The 14,009-nt window shown below is 42.5% G+C and carries 6 protein-coding genes and 7 pseudogenes; 8 read left to right on the plus strand and 5 right to left on the minus strand.

What is annotated here, in order from left to right; genetic code table 11:
• Nucleotides 1–149: 149 nt before the first annotated feature.
• Nucleotides 150–1,040 (minus strand): CPBP family intramembrane glutamic endopeptidase, encoded by an 891-nt coding sequence (locus ACT7WV_RS07665; RefSeq protein WP_445102335.1) that lies wholly within the window; start codon nucleotides 1,038–1,040, stop codon nucleotides 150–152.
• A 54-nt stretch (nucleotides 1,041–1,094) separates the two neighbouring features.
• Here ACT7WV_RS07665 and ACT7WV_RS07670 point away from each other — a divergent pair, with 54 nt between their 5' ends.
• Nucleotides 1,095–2,210 carry a precorrin-8X methylmutase gene (locus ACT7WV_RS07670; RefSeq protein ID WP_445102336.1) on the plus strand — a complete coding sequence of 372 codons (1,116 nt, stop codon included), beginning with the start codon at nucleotides 1,095–1,097 and terminating at the stop codon, nucleotides 2,208–2,210.
• A 1-nt stretch (nucleotide 2,211) separates the two neighbouring features.
• Here ACT7WV_RS07670 and ACT7WV_RS07675 read toward each other — a convergent pair whose 3' ends face one another.
• Nucleotides 2,212–4,674: a PAS domain S-box protein gene (locus ACT7WV_RS07675; RefSeq protein ID WP_445102337.1), complete on the minus strand. Its 2,463-nt coding sequence runs from the start codon at nucleotides 4,672–4,674 to the stop codon at nucleotides 2,212–2,214.
• 785 nt (nucleotides 4,675–5,459) lie between these two features.
• On the opposite strand from ACT7WV_RS07675, the gene ACT7WV_RS07680 reads away from it, so the two are divergent.
• The 3 genes and pseudogenes from ACT7WV_RS07680 to ACT7WV_RS07690 form a co-directional block, all read left to right on the plus strand.
• Nucleotides 5,460–6,083, plus strand: a complete 624-nt coding sequence (locus ACT7WV_RS07680) for a TMEM165/GDT1 family protein (protein ID WP_445102338.1) — start codon at nucleotides 5,460–5,462, stop codon at nucleotides 6,081–6,083.
• Nucleotides 6,084–6,170: 87 nt separating this feature from the next.
• Nucleotides 6,171–6,788: an IS607 family transposase gene (locus ACT7WV_RS07685; protein WP_445102339.1), complete on the plus strand. Its 618-nt coding sequence runs from the start codon at nucleotides 6,171–6,173 to the stop codon at nucleotides 6,786–6,788.
• Between the two features lie 20 nt (nucleotides 6,789–6,808).
• Nucleotides 6,809–7,180: pseudogene (locus ACT7WV_RS07690) on the plus strand (helix-turn-helix domain-containing protein); the annotation flags it as partial.
• Nucleotides 7,181–7,197: 17 nt separating this feature from the next.
• Here ACT7WV_RS07690 and tnpA read toward each other — a convergent pair.
• A complete protein-coding gene (gene tnpA / locus ACT7WV_RS07695) occupies nucleotides 7,198–7,614 on the minus strand; it encodes an IS200/IS605 family transposase (protein ID WP_445105597.1) in 417 nt (138 codons plus the stop codon).
• Nucleotides 7,615–7,698: 84 nt separating this feature from the next.
• Here tnpA and ACT7WV_RS07700 point away from each other — a divergent pair.
• From ACT7WV_RS07700 to ACT7WV_RS25835, 3 pseudogenes are all read left to right on the plus strand, one after another.
• Nucleotides 7,699–8,706 (plus strand): annotated as a pseudogene (locus tag ACT7WV_RS07700) (transposase).
• A 107-nt stretch (nucleotides 8,707–8,813) separates the two neighbouring features.
• A pseudogene (locus ACT7WV_RS07705) lies at nucleotides 8,814–10,033 on the plus strand (RNA-guided endonuclease InsQ/TnpB family protein).
• 36 nt (nucleotides 10,034–10,069) lie between these two features.
• Nucleotides 10,070–10,782 (plus strand): annotated as a pseudogene (locus ACT7WV_RS25835) (RNA-guided endonuclease InsQ/TnpB family protein); the annotation flags it as partial.
• A 149-nt stretch (nucleotides 10,783–10,931) separates the two neighbouring features.
• Here ACT7WV_RS25835 and ACT7WV_RS07720 read toward each other — a convergent pair.
• Nucleotides 10,932–11,627 (minus strand): annotated as a pseudogene (locus ACT7WV_RS07720) (transposase); the annotation flags it as partial.
• A 71-nt stretch (nucleotides 11,628–11,698) separates the two neighbouring features.
• Here ACT7WV_RS07720 and ACT7WV_RS07725 point away from each other — a divergent pair.
• A pseudogene (locus ACT7WV_RS07725) lies at nucleotides 11,699–12,961 on the plus strand (IS701 family transposase).
• Between the two features lie 15 nt (nucleotides 12,962–12,976).
• Here the strand turns inward: ACT7WV_RS07725 and ACT7WV_RS07730 are convergent.
• Nucleotides 12,977–13,556, minus strand: a pseudogene (locus ACT7WV_RS07730) (IS701 family transposase); the annotation flags it as partial.
• Nucleotides 13,557–14,009: the final 453 nt, after the last annotated feature.

The raw sequence follows: 14,009 nt of genomic DNA on the forward strand, positions 1-14,009 counted from the left end.
AGTGCGACCATCTTGGTCGCTACTCATAGCCAATTTACTACTCATACCCAATTTAAATGTGTGACAGCTTATGTCTTTATCGCAGGCGGGGCAATCATGACTATCCCACTACGTGATGCTGAGTCAAAATTTTAAGAATAAAATTCTAGCTATTGAGAAATATTAGTAAAATACGGTAAAGAGCGATTGTTACTCGGCCAGTTTTTGTAGATAAAACGAACCAACCAGGGAACCGATACAGCTAAATACAAGAAACCTAGCCACCATTGAGAGCGAAATTCTTCTAAGGTGCGAACAGTTTCAGCAGAGTTAAAGACTGTGGAAGCAACTCCTAAGAGAACGGCTGCACAATTGTTGAGTAAATGAGCCATGATTGGCACAACTAAAGTGCGGGTTTTAATATACAGCAACGCCATGATTACGCCGAAAACAAATAAACCTACAAAATTTCTGTGTAGTAGACCGAAAAATAAAGAAGATGCTAATATTGCTGCTCCAATTCCCCATTTAGTTGCCCAACGATGCAAGATAATTCCTCGAAACAGAAATTCTTCAGTTATGGGAGCAACTAAAATAATATAAAGAACTCTCAGTAAGTTACAGGGGAGTAGGGCAGTAGTTTCTGATGGGTAACAGAGTAATTTCTCATTAAGCAGATTTTCAACAAATGGTGGTGCAATAAAGGAGATAGGATAGTAGGAAAGCTGGAAGGCTCCTAAGGAGAAAATTAAGACAGCAATTACCAGACCAACTGTAGGTAACCATTGATAATTAATCGGCTCTCTGCCAATGAGCTGCTTTAAACTGATACGTGACTTTCTGCATCTTTGCAAAACCAAAATACTAAGCAAAGAAATTGTGAGAATACCCAAAATACTGGTGAGAATTGGCTCTTGAATATTTAAGCCAGTTGATAGTATACTTATTCCTAGTAAGAATCCCAGGATAGTGCTAACTAAAAAACCCCATAAAATTAGAATGCGAACCTTGATTTTCCGAAAGGGGTTTTCTTCTGGACTGGGGTTTTCTGAAAAAGCCATAATTTGAATCAGCGGCTCGGATTAATGCTTAAAACAATTTAACCCATAGAGAGGATGCCTGCTGACCACTTGACAATTAAAGAACTCACAGAGACTGTAGGGGGTGGTCTGACGCCCAGAATGGTAAGGCATTACCACTCCTCTGGTTTATTGCCGCCAGCAGTGCGTTCTCAGAGCAATTACCGACTTTACTCTCAAAAAGATGTCCAGCGTCTCCAGCGCATCATGGCGCTCAAGCAGCAGGGATTTCAACTGTCACACATTCACAAGCTGCTAGAAACTGACACGACTACCCCAAAAGTTGACGACCTCAGAGTACTGCTGCAACAACAATACCAGTCGGTGATGCAACAACTGCAACGCCTGCGACGCACCGCATCTGCCTTAGAAGGACTACTAGGACGCGATCGCCACTGTCAACAAGTGCAAGCCGAAGCGATCACTCAATTACGCCATCTAGAAGTTGAAACAGCCGATGGTGTTGCCCTCCTAGAAAAGCTGTGGGATAACTGGGATACCGCCACAGATAGCCACCCAGAAAGCTTTACTGAATCCCTGCAACAGCTTTTGCCAGATTTATCTAACCGTTCAGAAATTGAAGTAGATTTACTCTCACAATTGGTGTTAGCCAGTGGAGATGTCAGTCTAGTTAACTTCGTGCGGCTCTCTGAAAATGCGATCGCCACCGCCCGTGATAACCTAAAAGCTGGCTGCCAAGTAGTTGCTGACGTTTCTAGTGTAGTTGCAGCAATTGATCAAACTCGCTTAGTTCATTTGAACTGTTCTTGCCAAACCCTGATTACTGACCCCCATATTAGCAGTGCGGCTGAGGCAGAAGCCAGCTTTTGGCAACACCACCGAACCATCAATCAATGGCAACAGTTAGACAAAAACTGTATTTTAGTTATCGGCTATGCTCCCTCTGTTCTTTTGTCTGCCGTTGAAGCCACTGTACAGGGAAAATTCCAACCAGCGCTGATCATTGGCATGCCGATTGGCTTTAGCCATGCCCCAGCTGCTAAGCGTCGTTTAATGCGTTCTAGTGTTCCCTACATTACCGTAGAAGGTGCTCTGGGAGGTGGTTTATTAGCGGCTGTTGCTCTGAATGCTTTAGTAAGATCCCTGATTGAAAAGCCAGAATGTCATTGCTATCTACAATCTCTAAATTAGCTCAATCCTTTAAAGGAATCTTAATCAAAAACTTAGTTCCTTGCCCAGGTTCACTAGTAACTAATAATTGTCCTTGATGTCGCTCAACAACAATCTGATGGCTGATCGATAATCCTAAACCAGTGCCTTTACCAATGGGTTTAGTAGTAAAGAAAGGATCAAACAAACGTTGCTTGGCATCAGTAGAGATGCCCAAACCGTTATCAGAAATACGAATTACCGCCAAGGGACAATTTTCCCTAACTTCTACGGCAGTGCTAATCCTAATTTCTGGAGTAAAAACCCAGTCTGCCTCAAGTTTTTCTTCTACAGCATCGATAGCATTACTCAAGATATTCATAAATACCTGATTGAGCTGAGAAGCGTAACATTCCACCCAAGGCAACTCAGCAAATTCTTTAACCACTTTAATTGCTCTTCGTTCCGGTTTTTCTTTGAGGCGATGCTGCAAAATTAACAGAGTACTCTCAATACCAGAGTGTAGGTCAATAGGTTTCATCTCGCCTTCATCAAGGCGTGAAAAGTTCCGCAACTGTAAGACAATTTCCCGAATGCGCTTTGCACCTTCCTCCATTGACTTAAGCAATTTGATAAAATCATCTTTGATAAAATTCAAGTTAATTTCTTCAATTGCTTGAGAAATTTCCGCTACTGGCGTGGGATAATATTCTTGGTAAAGCTCAACTAACTCGATTAAACTTTCAGCATAGTCTTCAGCGAAGCTAACATTACCAGAGATGAAACCTACGGGGTTGTTAATTTCATGGGCAACACCTGCCATTAACTGACCAAGACTCGACATTTTTTCATTTTGAACCAGTTGCGCCTGGGCTTTTTGGAGTTCATGGAGAGTTTTTTCCAACTCTTGAGCTTTCTCTAACAACTGCCGTTCTGCCTGCTTGCGAAAGGTAATATCTTGTCCAATACCAATTGATGTGCCATCCGAAAGCCTAACATTAGCCCAAGAAGTCTCCAAAACTTGCCCATTTCTAATTCTGGTTTGAAGATCCTGCCATCCTGGCGCTCCTTTGAGCATGTGATTGAGAACCATCTGACGATACTCTGGATCAGGATAACACTCCTTCAAAATGTCCACTTCTTGTATTTCTGAGAGGGACCAACCCAGGCAATTTTCCAACTCCCGGCTCATTAATTGCATCTTACCCTGAGCATCAAAAAAGCTGATCATCACCGGGATGTGGTCGAAGATAGTTTGTAAGATTTCTTTCTGCTTCTTAAGTTCTTCTTCTGCCTGTTTACGCTCACTAATATCAACTACAATTCCTGCCAAGCGATAAACCTCTCCCTGGGAGTTCCACACGGGGAAGGTTCTATCCAGCAACCAGACAAGCGAACCATCGGGACGAACAACTCGATATTCTTCCTCAACCGTTTCTCCTAAAAGAACACGAGCAAATGAGCGACGAATGCGTTCTTGATCTTCAGGATAAATGGCATCAAGCCGCGTATCCATACACTCATAAGCACTTTGGCGACTGCGTCCCCAAAGCTGCTCATAAGCAGGACTGATGTAGAGTAACTCAGTTCGATTAGCATCGGACATCCAGAAGCATTCGCGAATATTCTCCGTCATCTGGCGAAACTTTTCTTCACTCTCGATTAGGCTATTGTGTACCTGTTGCTCGGAGGTAATATCACAAGAAACACCAACGATGCCCAAAACATTACCTTTGCTATCCTTGAGGGGCGTAACGCGACTCTCAAAAATTTTCTCCCCGTAGGAAGCACTCCAAGTCTGTTTAGAGCCAAGTAAAGCTCTTTTGATATGTTCTAGGCAATCACTGCGGTTACTATAGAGTTCAAAAACTGATTTACCAATTACTTGAGTCGGCTCTAGTCCCATTGAGTTTCTTTCTTTGCCTTCGCTCAGCGTGAAAATACCATTACTGTCAATAGCGTAGAGAGCGACGGGTGCATGGGCGAGAACTGCGCTTAAGTGCTGTTGGCTTTCCTGAAAAGGGACAGTTGGTTGTTCTTCCTTAATTGTCAGGGAAAAGTCAGCTCCCTTGTCAGCCAGGGGTAATTGCTGATACTCCGTAATCTCCCTGTAAGTGACGACTATTTTCTGGGGAACTTCAGAAATATCCCCGATAGGGGTAAACTTGTACTGATAATACTTAGTGCCTGACGGACTCCGAGAGCTGCATTCACCAGTTAAGGACTTACCACTGCTAAAGACGTTCTCCAACTGTTGCTCATGGATTTTAGTGAACTCAGAACTAAGTCCTAACTGATCAACTGTTTTTCCAACCACATCGGATAGCGCTAAGGGTTGACTCCTGCCCAGGATATTGCTTATCGACTCTAGGAATACACGATTAGCAAAGATCAATCGCCTAGCGCGATTAAAGACGTAGAGTTGCTCAGGGAAAGAATCGAAAAAAAGTTGTAGTTCAGTAGGGGTTAGTGCCATGGCTGATAACACTTTCAAGTCGTTGGGCATGAAGCTCTTTATTCCTGGAGTCTGCGTACCAACTTAATTTTATTGTCAAGACTTCAGAGGGTGTAGTCGGAGCAAAGCGCCTCCGGCACGAGTATAGGCTATAAAGTGGGGGAAAATAGTACAGAAAGTTGCTTAACTCTCCGTCTACAATCTACCCCCTATACCCTACACCCTTCTTCATCTAGCTAAAATTCAAGAACTGTTCAGAGGCCTCAAGTAAGCAACGGGGCGTTAGCCCGGTGGTAGGTGGTAAGTTTTCTTCAAGCTAAAAACTTACACCTAAAATCTAAAACTTTTTAGTTAAAAATGATTTATTAATGAATAAAATATGAGACAAAAATGATTTTTTGATTGAACTTAACCAATTTTAAAGATTTTGTGAGTTCAGTCAATACTTACTATTAACTTCAGTCAAATTTGTATTAAAATAAATAGCTAAAGAAGGGGAGTAGCTACTGACAGATTATTTTGTCAGTACACCGGAATCAACATACTGGTGATGAGCCTGGTTCAGGTGACAAATTAGCTTCAACTCAGCCATGACACCTGATACTGGTGCTCAACATAGGCAAAAAAACCGTCGTTTTAGAACGGGTACAAGCAGATTTTATCTGAGTAGTACTAGAGTTCTAGTCTATAATTCTGATGGTAAAACCGCTGAGATAACAACAGCTATTTGAGAGCGAGACCTTCATTAAGTTCACTTCTGATGTGAGCTTGGTGAAGAGTCTTTATCCTCATCAAGCTCACTCAGATAAATAACAGTTTCTGAGAAGATTGAGAGGATGCTAACAGCTTTTACGGCAGGTCTATTACTAATTACAATTTCTGAACTGGGTGATAAAACTTTCTTTATTGCCGTAATTTTATCAATGCGCCACTCGCGGTGGCCGGTATTTATCGGAGTCAGTGCTGCTTTAGCAACGATGACTATTCTCTCCGTGGTTCTGGGACAGATGGTATCGGTGTTTCCCCAAATTTATATCGACTACGCAGAAATTGCTTTGTTTTTGGGCTTTGGCATAAAATTGTTGTACGATGCCAGTAAAATGTCTGCCAAACCCAATCATACAGAGGAAAAAGAGGCAATAGCGGCAGTAGAAAAAGCGGAGTCACAACTAGCCAAGCAACATACTTTCCTCGCCGTTTGCTCAGAAGCCTTTGCCTTAACTTTTGTAGCGGAGTGGGGCGATCGCACTCAGATTGCCACCATCGCCTTAGCCGCCACTTATCAACCATTAGGGATAATCGTCGGTGCCACACTAGGGCATGCTATTTGTAGCGCGATCGCTGTTACAGGAGGTAAGCTAATCGCTGGTCGAGTTTCCGAACGGATGATTACAGCGATTGGTGGCTGTCTGTTTCTCATTTTTGGTGCGGTTGCCCTTTGGGAAAATGTAGGAGGGTAAAGAGCTGTAACTAAATCTCTATCCACCTCTTGCCATTTCTTCCAAAATGAGTAGAGAACAGGATGTAGGATATATCAGTAGAACGATATGGAATCATCCGAAGTGACATTAAGTATAGGAGATGCTGCTAAAGAGCTAGGCATCTCAATCACAACACTCAGGAGGTGGGCAGACTCAGGAAAGATTCGCTCAGAGCGCTCACCTTCAGGACAAAGAAGGTTTTTTCTAGCAGATATTAAACGCATCACACCAAGAGAGCTTAATCAACTAGACGACCGCATCACAATTAACTATGCTCGTGTTTCAAGTCATGACCAAAAAGACGACTTGACCAGACAAGCTCAAGTTTTGGAAGCTTTCAGCGCCGCAAATGGTTGGCAATATGAAACTATTCAAGACCTTGGCAGTGGACTTAACTACAACAAAAAAGGACTTCAAAAACTGCTCAAGCGCATTATCAAAGGTGATGTTGGGCGTTTAGTTCTGACTCACAAAGACCGACTTCTTAGATTGGGCTCAGAGCTTGTCTTGGCAATGTGCGAAGAATTCGAGACTGAGGTTGTGATTATCAATAAATCGTCAGAGGAGTTGAGCTTTGAGCAAGAGCTAGTCACAGACATGATTGAGCTAATAACAGTGTTCTCAGCGCGTCTCTATGGCTCTAGAAGCAAGAAAAACAAGAAGCTAGTCGATGGCATGACCTAAGTGGTTAAGGATCTGTCCTAATGCTTCTAGGATTCAAGACAGAGTTAAAACTCAACAACCATCAACGGACACAGCTAGCTAAACATGGCGGCGTAGCGCGTCATGCTTGGAATTGGGGACTTGCGCTCGCGAAAAACATTCTTGACCACAACAAGGCGAACCCAGAGGACAAGCTTAAATTCCCTAGCGCGGTTGACCTACACAAGCTACTTGTGGCTATGGTCAAGCCTGAGTGTCCTTGGTACTACCAGGTCAGTAAATGCGCTCCTCAGTATGCCTTGAGGCAGTTAGCAGAAGCTGGGAAGCAAGCGTTCAAGCATGTCAAGAAACCACCGAGGTTTAAGAAAAAAGGACGCCCTGACAGCTTGACCGTTGACGGTTCATTGGCTGTTGACCAAAAATATGGGATTCAAGCCCCGTCCTTCCAGGACGGCTTTTCTTGATTCTTGATGTACTGGATAAGCACTTCAATAGGAGCGCCACCAACAGACACGGCAAAATAGCTGGGACTCCACAAAGCTGTTTTGCCGTGCGGTTTTTTAAAGCCAGCCTGTCCATAACGACGACTTGAGACACCTTTTAGAGCATTCACAATTTTCGATACAGAGAGCTTTGGTGGATACTCAATCAATGCGTGTACGTGTTCGTTCTCACCACTGATTTCTAGAATTTGAAAGTTCATCTGTGTTGCTACGTGGCGAAATACTTCTTCGATTAATTTCAACTGTTCACCACTAAAAATCTCATCCCTATATTTAGTCACGCAGACCAAGTGAATCTTGAGGTCTGTAACGCTATGTCTTTCCCTCCGGAATTGAGTAGTCATTTCCTGTAGACCAATAAACATCTCCAAAATATAAATTATGAGATAATTAAGGCATAACTAATTAACGTTTGGGGTGCAGAAACTGTGAGTTATACCTGGGAGTACTTGCAACGTAATCATCAAGAAGCCAAGCGCTTGGTAGGAATTAGCTATGAGCAGTTGATTCAACTAATTGAACAAGCCAAACTTTGACATGAGCAGAGACAGAGAGAAATTGAGAAAAAGAAAACTCGGCTGATTAGTGCTGGCGGTGGCAAGACTTCTCTTCTTGCTCTTGAAGAACAAATTATATTAACTTTAATCTATTTACGTCATCATCTGAGCTTTCAGATTCTGGGCTTATTATTTCAAGTAAGCGAATCGACAGCCAATAACATGTTTAATTATTGGCAAGTTCTGTTGCGAGAATCACTACCAGCTAGCTTACTAGAACAAGTAAAAAAGTGCGAAGAAGAGGAGGAAGCAATTATTGAGATGTTGGCAGAGCAGGAGTTAATAGTAGATAGCGCTGAGCAAAGCCGATCAAGACCTTCAGACTATCAAGAGCAAAAATCATTCTACTCAGGTAAGAAGAAAAATCACACTTTTAAAAATCAGTTTATTGTCTTGCCCAAAGGTAAAGATATTATCGATGTAGTAGCAGGAAAACCAGGAACCAAAAGTGACATAAGTCTGATGCGGGAACGTCTGAAACAATTTGATAAAAATCAACTATTTAGTGCTGATCAAGCCTATCTAGGAGAACTTCAAATTCGCACTCCTCAGAAAAAACCGAAAAATGGAGAACTAACCTCACAGCAAAAAGAAGCCAATAAAAAGCTATCTTCTAACCGCATTTTTGTAGAACACGTGATTCGTTTAATCAAGATATTTAAAATAGCACAAGAAAGATTTCGTCTGGAAGCCAGTAAATATGAGTCAGTTATCCTAACCATTTGTGGTTTAGTAAGACTGAGAATTGAGCGGTTAGTTTTCTCGGCAGTGAAAACCCCTGAATACTCAAAGAGAAATGAGATTATTAACCTTGATAGTTTGGCAGTTAAATTAACAACAAAAGCCCCTGATGCTTATGGAGCCGTTGAATCGAGCTAAATCTGTGGAAGTTAGTTTAAGGCTTCAAAGTAAGTCAGGGAGACACTCTTAGCTTTCTGGAGATGCCTAATGTATAATCCAAACACAGACCAATCCTATCACGGAGCATGAAAGCAAGATACCAGTATCGTTTTTACCCAACAGACCAACAACAGCAGAGTCTAGCTCGGTTGTTCGGTTGCGTCCGTGTTGTGTATAACGATGCGCTTGCAATCTGTAAGCAATCTGTTAGTGTTAGCGTTAGCGAAGCGAGACCGTTAGGTCTAGCGGGCGAGCGTACCGCAAGGGCAAAGAAGCCCAAGTCGGCTGAACTTCAAAAGATTGTTATTACTCAGGCGAAAAAGACTGAGGAAAGAGCTTGGTTAAGCGAGGTGTCGAACATACCGCTACAACAGTCTGTAGCTGATTTAGAGATAGCTTTCAAGAACTTTTTCGATTCCTGTAAAGGCAAGAGAAAAGGTAGAAAGGTTGGTTATCCAAAGTTCAAAAAGAGGAATAATAGCCAATCGGCACGGTTCAGGATTGGGGGTTTCTCCATCAAGAAAGATGGTGTTTATCTTGCAAAGATAGGTGTTGTCAAGCCTGTCTGGTCAAGGGATTTACCTACGAGTCCTAGTTCCGTAACCCTTATTAAGGACTGTGCCAACCGTTACTTCTTAAGTTTTGTAGTAGAAGTAGAGCCTGTTCAGGCTAATGCTAAAAACCAAAGCATTGGCATTGATTTGGGTATCAAAACCTTGGCTGTGATGAGTAACGTGAAAAAGCTTTCAGTCCTTGCTACAAACGTTTAGACCGTAAAATGCGTAAATTTCAACGGAAGTTGGCGCGACAACAGAGAGACTCAAACAGAAGACATAAGACCAGAATTCAGATAGCAAAACTGCACAATCAAATTGCAGACACTCGCCAAGACTTCCTGCACAAATTGTCTACCAAGGTCGTTAGTGAAAACCAAACTATCGTCTTAGAAGATTTAAATGTATCAGGAATGGTCAAAAACCGCAAACTCTCTAGAGCAATTAGTCAGCAAGGCTGGCGAGAATTCCGGGTCTTGGTTGAGGCAAAATCTGAAAAGTACGGAGGCAAGTTTGTAGCCATCAACCGTTGGGAACCAACTAGCCAAGCCTGCTCTGATTGTGGCTATAAATGGGGCAAGATTGATTTATCGGTGCGTTCAATACTCTGTTTAGGTTGTGGCAGCGAACATGATAGAGACGAAAACGCATCTGCAAATATAGAAAAAGTCGGCACGGGGCATCGGCACGACTCTAAATGTACGTCCAGACAGAGTAAGACTACTTCGGTAGCATTAGTCAATGAAGCGTAAATAATCCCCGTCGCTTCAGCGCGGGGAGTATGTCAACACTATCGAGTTAAAGTACCTGTAATTGGTTGGCTCAAGACCTACGAGCGCCTACCAGTTGACCAGAAGCCCAAATCTTTCACGATTAGCCGTACTGCTGATAGGTGGTTTATTAGCTGGAAAATTGAGGTCGATTCAACCAATGAACCGAAGTCAGTGGACGTTGTAGGCGTTGACTTAGGTATCAAGGCACTGGCTGCACTCTCAACGGGTGAAGTGTTCCCAAGTGCGTCTAGCTATCGCAAGTATGAGTTGAAACTCTCTAGACTGCAATGGCTCAACCGCAACAAGGTTAAAGGTTCTAACAACTCGAAGAAAGCCCAAATTCAGATAGCGCGGTTACATCGCAAGATTGCCAACATCCGCAAGGATACATTACATAACTGACATCCTACCTTGCCAAAAACCACGGCAAAATTGGGATTGAGGATTTAAATGTATCGGGAATGTTAGCAAATCACAAGCTAGCCAAAGCTATTGCAGATATGGGATTCTACGAGTTCCGTAGACAGCTTGAGTACAAGTGTCAATGGTACGGCTCTAAGTTAACCGTAGTTGACCGATGGTTCCCCAGTAGCAAAACTTGCTCAAACTGCGGGACTAAAAAAGAAACACTCTCCTTGAGTGAAAGAGTGTTCAAGTGTGATGGCTGTGGTCTTGAAATTGACCGCGACTTGAACGCTTCTGTTAATTTGGAGAAAGCCGTCAGTTAGACGGTGTTAGCCTGCGGACTGGTAAGAGCCGACTCCCCAGAATGAAGCAGGAAGTAAGCACCAACTACCCTAAGCGTGCCAGTTATCTAGTCTAGAAAAGTCTAGTGTTGGGTAGGTTTGGATAGGTCTTATTGGGACTTAGACAGATTTCAAGCCCAAACAAAGCCCAAAGCAGCTTTGTGAGCAAAGAATACGTCCCGATTGTGGTTCAACCACTCCATAAAACGGAAAGACATCGCTGTCCGAAACGCCTCTAATGCTTCAGTAAAGGTGTTTAAAGGTTTCGATGCCCAACGCCGTCTTAATCCTCCGGTTAAAGTGTGCCATAAAATAAATGTATAGGCACAAAACACAAGCATGAAATGTCTTATCAGGCTTCTATAATCTCTGACTTGATATTCAGATAAACCCAACCAGCCTTTGGCTTCCCGATAGAAAACTTCTACCCAATTTCTTTGAGAGTAGGTAGTTACTATCCAATCGGCTGTGGCTTTTGTTGATTCAACATTGGTAATAAAATAGTCAACATCACTAGCTTGGTCGAAGGTTGAGGCATTCATGACGATAGCAATTGTTCTCTTTCCTTCAAGCTGTGAGAGTTCAACTTCTACAGGAGCCACCCAAACGGTTTTCAGTTTATCTAGATTGATTTGAACAGGGGTAAAATCTTTTGGCGACAAGGATTTGGCTAACTTATCTAGGCGAATCTCTTCTCGTTGACTTATCCCTATTTCAATTATCACCTTACGGTTTTTGGCTAATCCTCCTATATACTTGAGTTTCCTTTTTTCCAGTTCCAGCAAAAACGTTGTGTTATTTCCATACCCAGCATCAATTAACGGGACTTAAACGAAAATAAAGAGTTAATAAAGGTATAATTTAGAGCTGGCAGCCATTTGACATTAGAGTGTAAGACATGAAAGAGACAACCCCCGCCGCTATGCCTCCTTGCTTTGATAGATGGTGCAAACGCTTTGATGATGTCTGGAGACATCAAGCGCAAAAAAGGGAGTTTAGGAACTATATTGGGGGATTATTAGGGGAAAGTGAAGGAAAAAACCTGTCTCAAATGGCGGATAACGCGGTGGGAGTGACTTACCACCGATTACATCATTTTTTAACGGAAGCCCCCTGGAATGCTCAACAGGTAAATGAGCGGCGTCTACTGGTGATGAATCAGTGTAGCCCAACCCGAATAAGTAGAGGATTCACGTTAATTGTAGGTGACTCAGGACATAGGAAAAGTGGCAATTTCACGGCGGGAGTAGGACGACAGTACATTGGAGAAATCGGGAAGACAGACAACGGAATAGTAGTGGTAACAACTCATCTATATGATGGGAAAAAAGCCTACCGTTAGATATAGAGTTATCTCAACACGCTAGTTCTTTAGCTGAAGGAAAAAAGATATTGAATTCCAGAAAAAGCCGGAGTTAGGCTTAGCATTAATTGACCGCAGCATGAACAGAGGATATCGACCGGGTATCGTATTAATTGATGCTGGGTATGGAAATAACACAACGTTTTTGCTGGAACTGGAAAAAAGGAAACTCAAGTATATAGGAGGATTAGCCAAAAACCGTAAGGTGATAATTGAAATAGGGATAAGTCAACGAGAAGAGATTCGCCTAGATAAGTTAGCCGAATCCTTGTCGCCAAAAGATTTTACCCCTGTTCAAATCAATCTAGATAAACTGAAACCGTTTGGGTGGCTCCTGTAGAAGTTGAACTCTCACAGCTTGAAGGAAAGAGAACAATTGCTATCGTCATGAATGCCTCAACCTTCGACCAAGCTAGTGATGTTGACTATTTTATTACCAATGTTGAATCAACAAAAGCCACAGCCGATTGGATAGTAACTACCTACTCTCAAAGAAATTGGGTAGAAGTTTTCTATCGGGAAGCCAAAGGCTGGTTGGGTTTATCTGAATATCAAGTCAGAGATTATAGAAGCCTGATAAGACATTTCATGCTTGTGTTTTGTGCCTATACATTTATTTTATGGCACACTTTAACCGGAGGATTAAGACGGCGTTGGGCATCGAAACCTTTAAACACCTTTACTGAAGCATTAGAGGCGTTTCGGACAGCGATGTCTTTTCGTTTTATGGAGTGGTTGAACCACAATCGGGACGTATTCTTTGCTCACAAAGCTGCTTTGGGCTTTGTTTGGGCTTGAAATCTGTCTAAGTCCCATTAATACGATACCCGGTCGATATCCTCTGTTCATGCTGCGGTCAATTAATGCTAAGCCTAACTCCGGCTTTTTCTGGAATTCAATATCTTTTTTCCTTCAGCTAAAGAACTAGCGTGTTGAGATAACTCTATATCTAACGGTAGGCTTTTTTCCCATCATATAGATGAGTTGTTACCACTACTATTCCGTTGTCTGTCTTCCCGATTTCTCCAATGTACTGTCGTCCTACTCCCGCCGTGAAATTGCCACTTTTCCTATGTCCTGAGTCATCTACAATTAACGTGAATCCTCTACTTATTCGGGTTGGGCTACACTGATTCATCACCAGTAGACGCCGCTCATTTACCTGTTGAGCATTCCAGGGGGCTTCCGTTAAAAAATGATGTAATCGGTGGTAAGTCACTCCCACCGCGTTATCCGCCATTTGAGACAGGTTTTTTCCTTCACTTTCCCCTAATAATCCCCCAATATAGTTCCTAAACTCCCTTTTTTGCGCTTGATGTCTCCAGACATCATCAAAGCGTTTGCACCATCTATCGAAGCAAGGAGGCATGGCGGCGGGGGTTGTCTCTTTCATGTCTTACACTCTAATGTCAAATGGCTGCCAGTACCTAAATTATACCTTTATTAACTCTTTATTTTCGTTTAAGTCCCGTTATGTAACGGTAATACCTACTCTGGGGATAATTAATTGATTTTCCCTTGGCGTTACGCAATCAGGGGATGAATGAAGGACAAGGAGGATGGGGGAGATGCAAAGAGGAATTAACCTATTTCACCACTCCGCCTCCTGACCCGAATAGGATTAGGGAATAGGTAAGAAAATTAAATATACCTCATTAGGTTAGCAAACCTGATATTTCTTGCTATTAAAGCCTTTTGAGGCAAATTTGCATGTTACTATTATTTAAGGCTAAGATATTGCAATCTAAAGCAATTGCCGCAGGATTGTGTATCAATTTTTTTTGAGACTACCAGGTCTTTCTGGTGATCATCTTACCTAACTATTAGGGTTCTAACTTCTGGATTT

It is taken from the genome of Symploca atlantica LB2515, from assembly GCF_052546295.1.

Bases quoted from the DNA above. Each gene is read 5' to 3' on its own strand.
- ACT7WV_RS07665 (WP_445102335.1), bottom strand. From the start codon at position 1,040: ATGGCTTTTTCAGAAAACCCCAGTCCAGAAGAAAACCCCTTTCGGAAA.
- ACT7WV_RS07670 (WP_445102336.1), top strand. From the start codon at position 1,095: ATGCCTGCTGACCACTTGACAATTAAAGAACTCACAGAGACTGTAGGG.
- ACT7WV_RS07675 (WP_445102337.1), bottom strand. From the start codon at position 4,674: ATGCCCAACGACTTGAAAGTGTTATCAGCCATGGCACTAACCCCTACT.
- ACT7WV_RS07680 (WP_445102338.1), top strand. From the start codon at position 5,460: ATGCTAACAGCTTTTACGGCAGGTCTATTACTAATTACAATTTCTGAA.
- ACT7WV_RS07685 (WP_445102339.1), top strand. From the start codon at position 6,171: ATGGAATCATCCGAAGTGACATTAAGTATAGGAGATGCTGCTAAAGAG.
- tnpA (WP_445105597.1), bottom strand. From the start codon at position 7,614: ATGACTACTCAATTCCGGAGGGAAAGACATAGCGTTACAGACCTCAAG.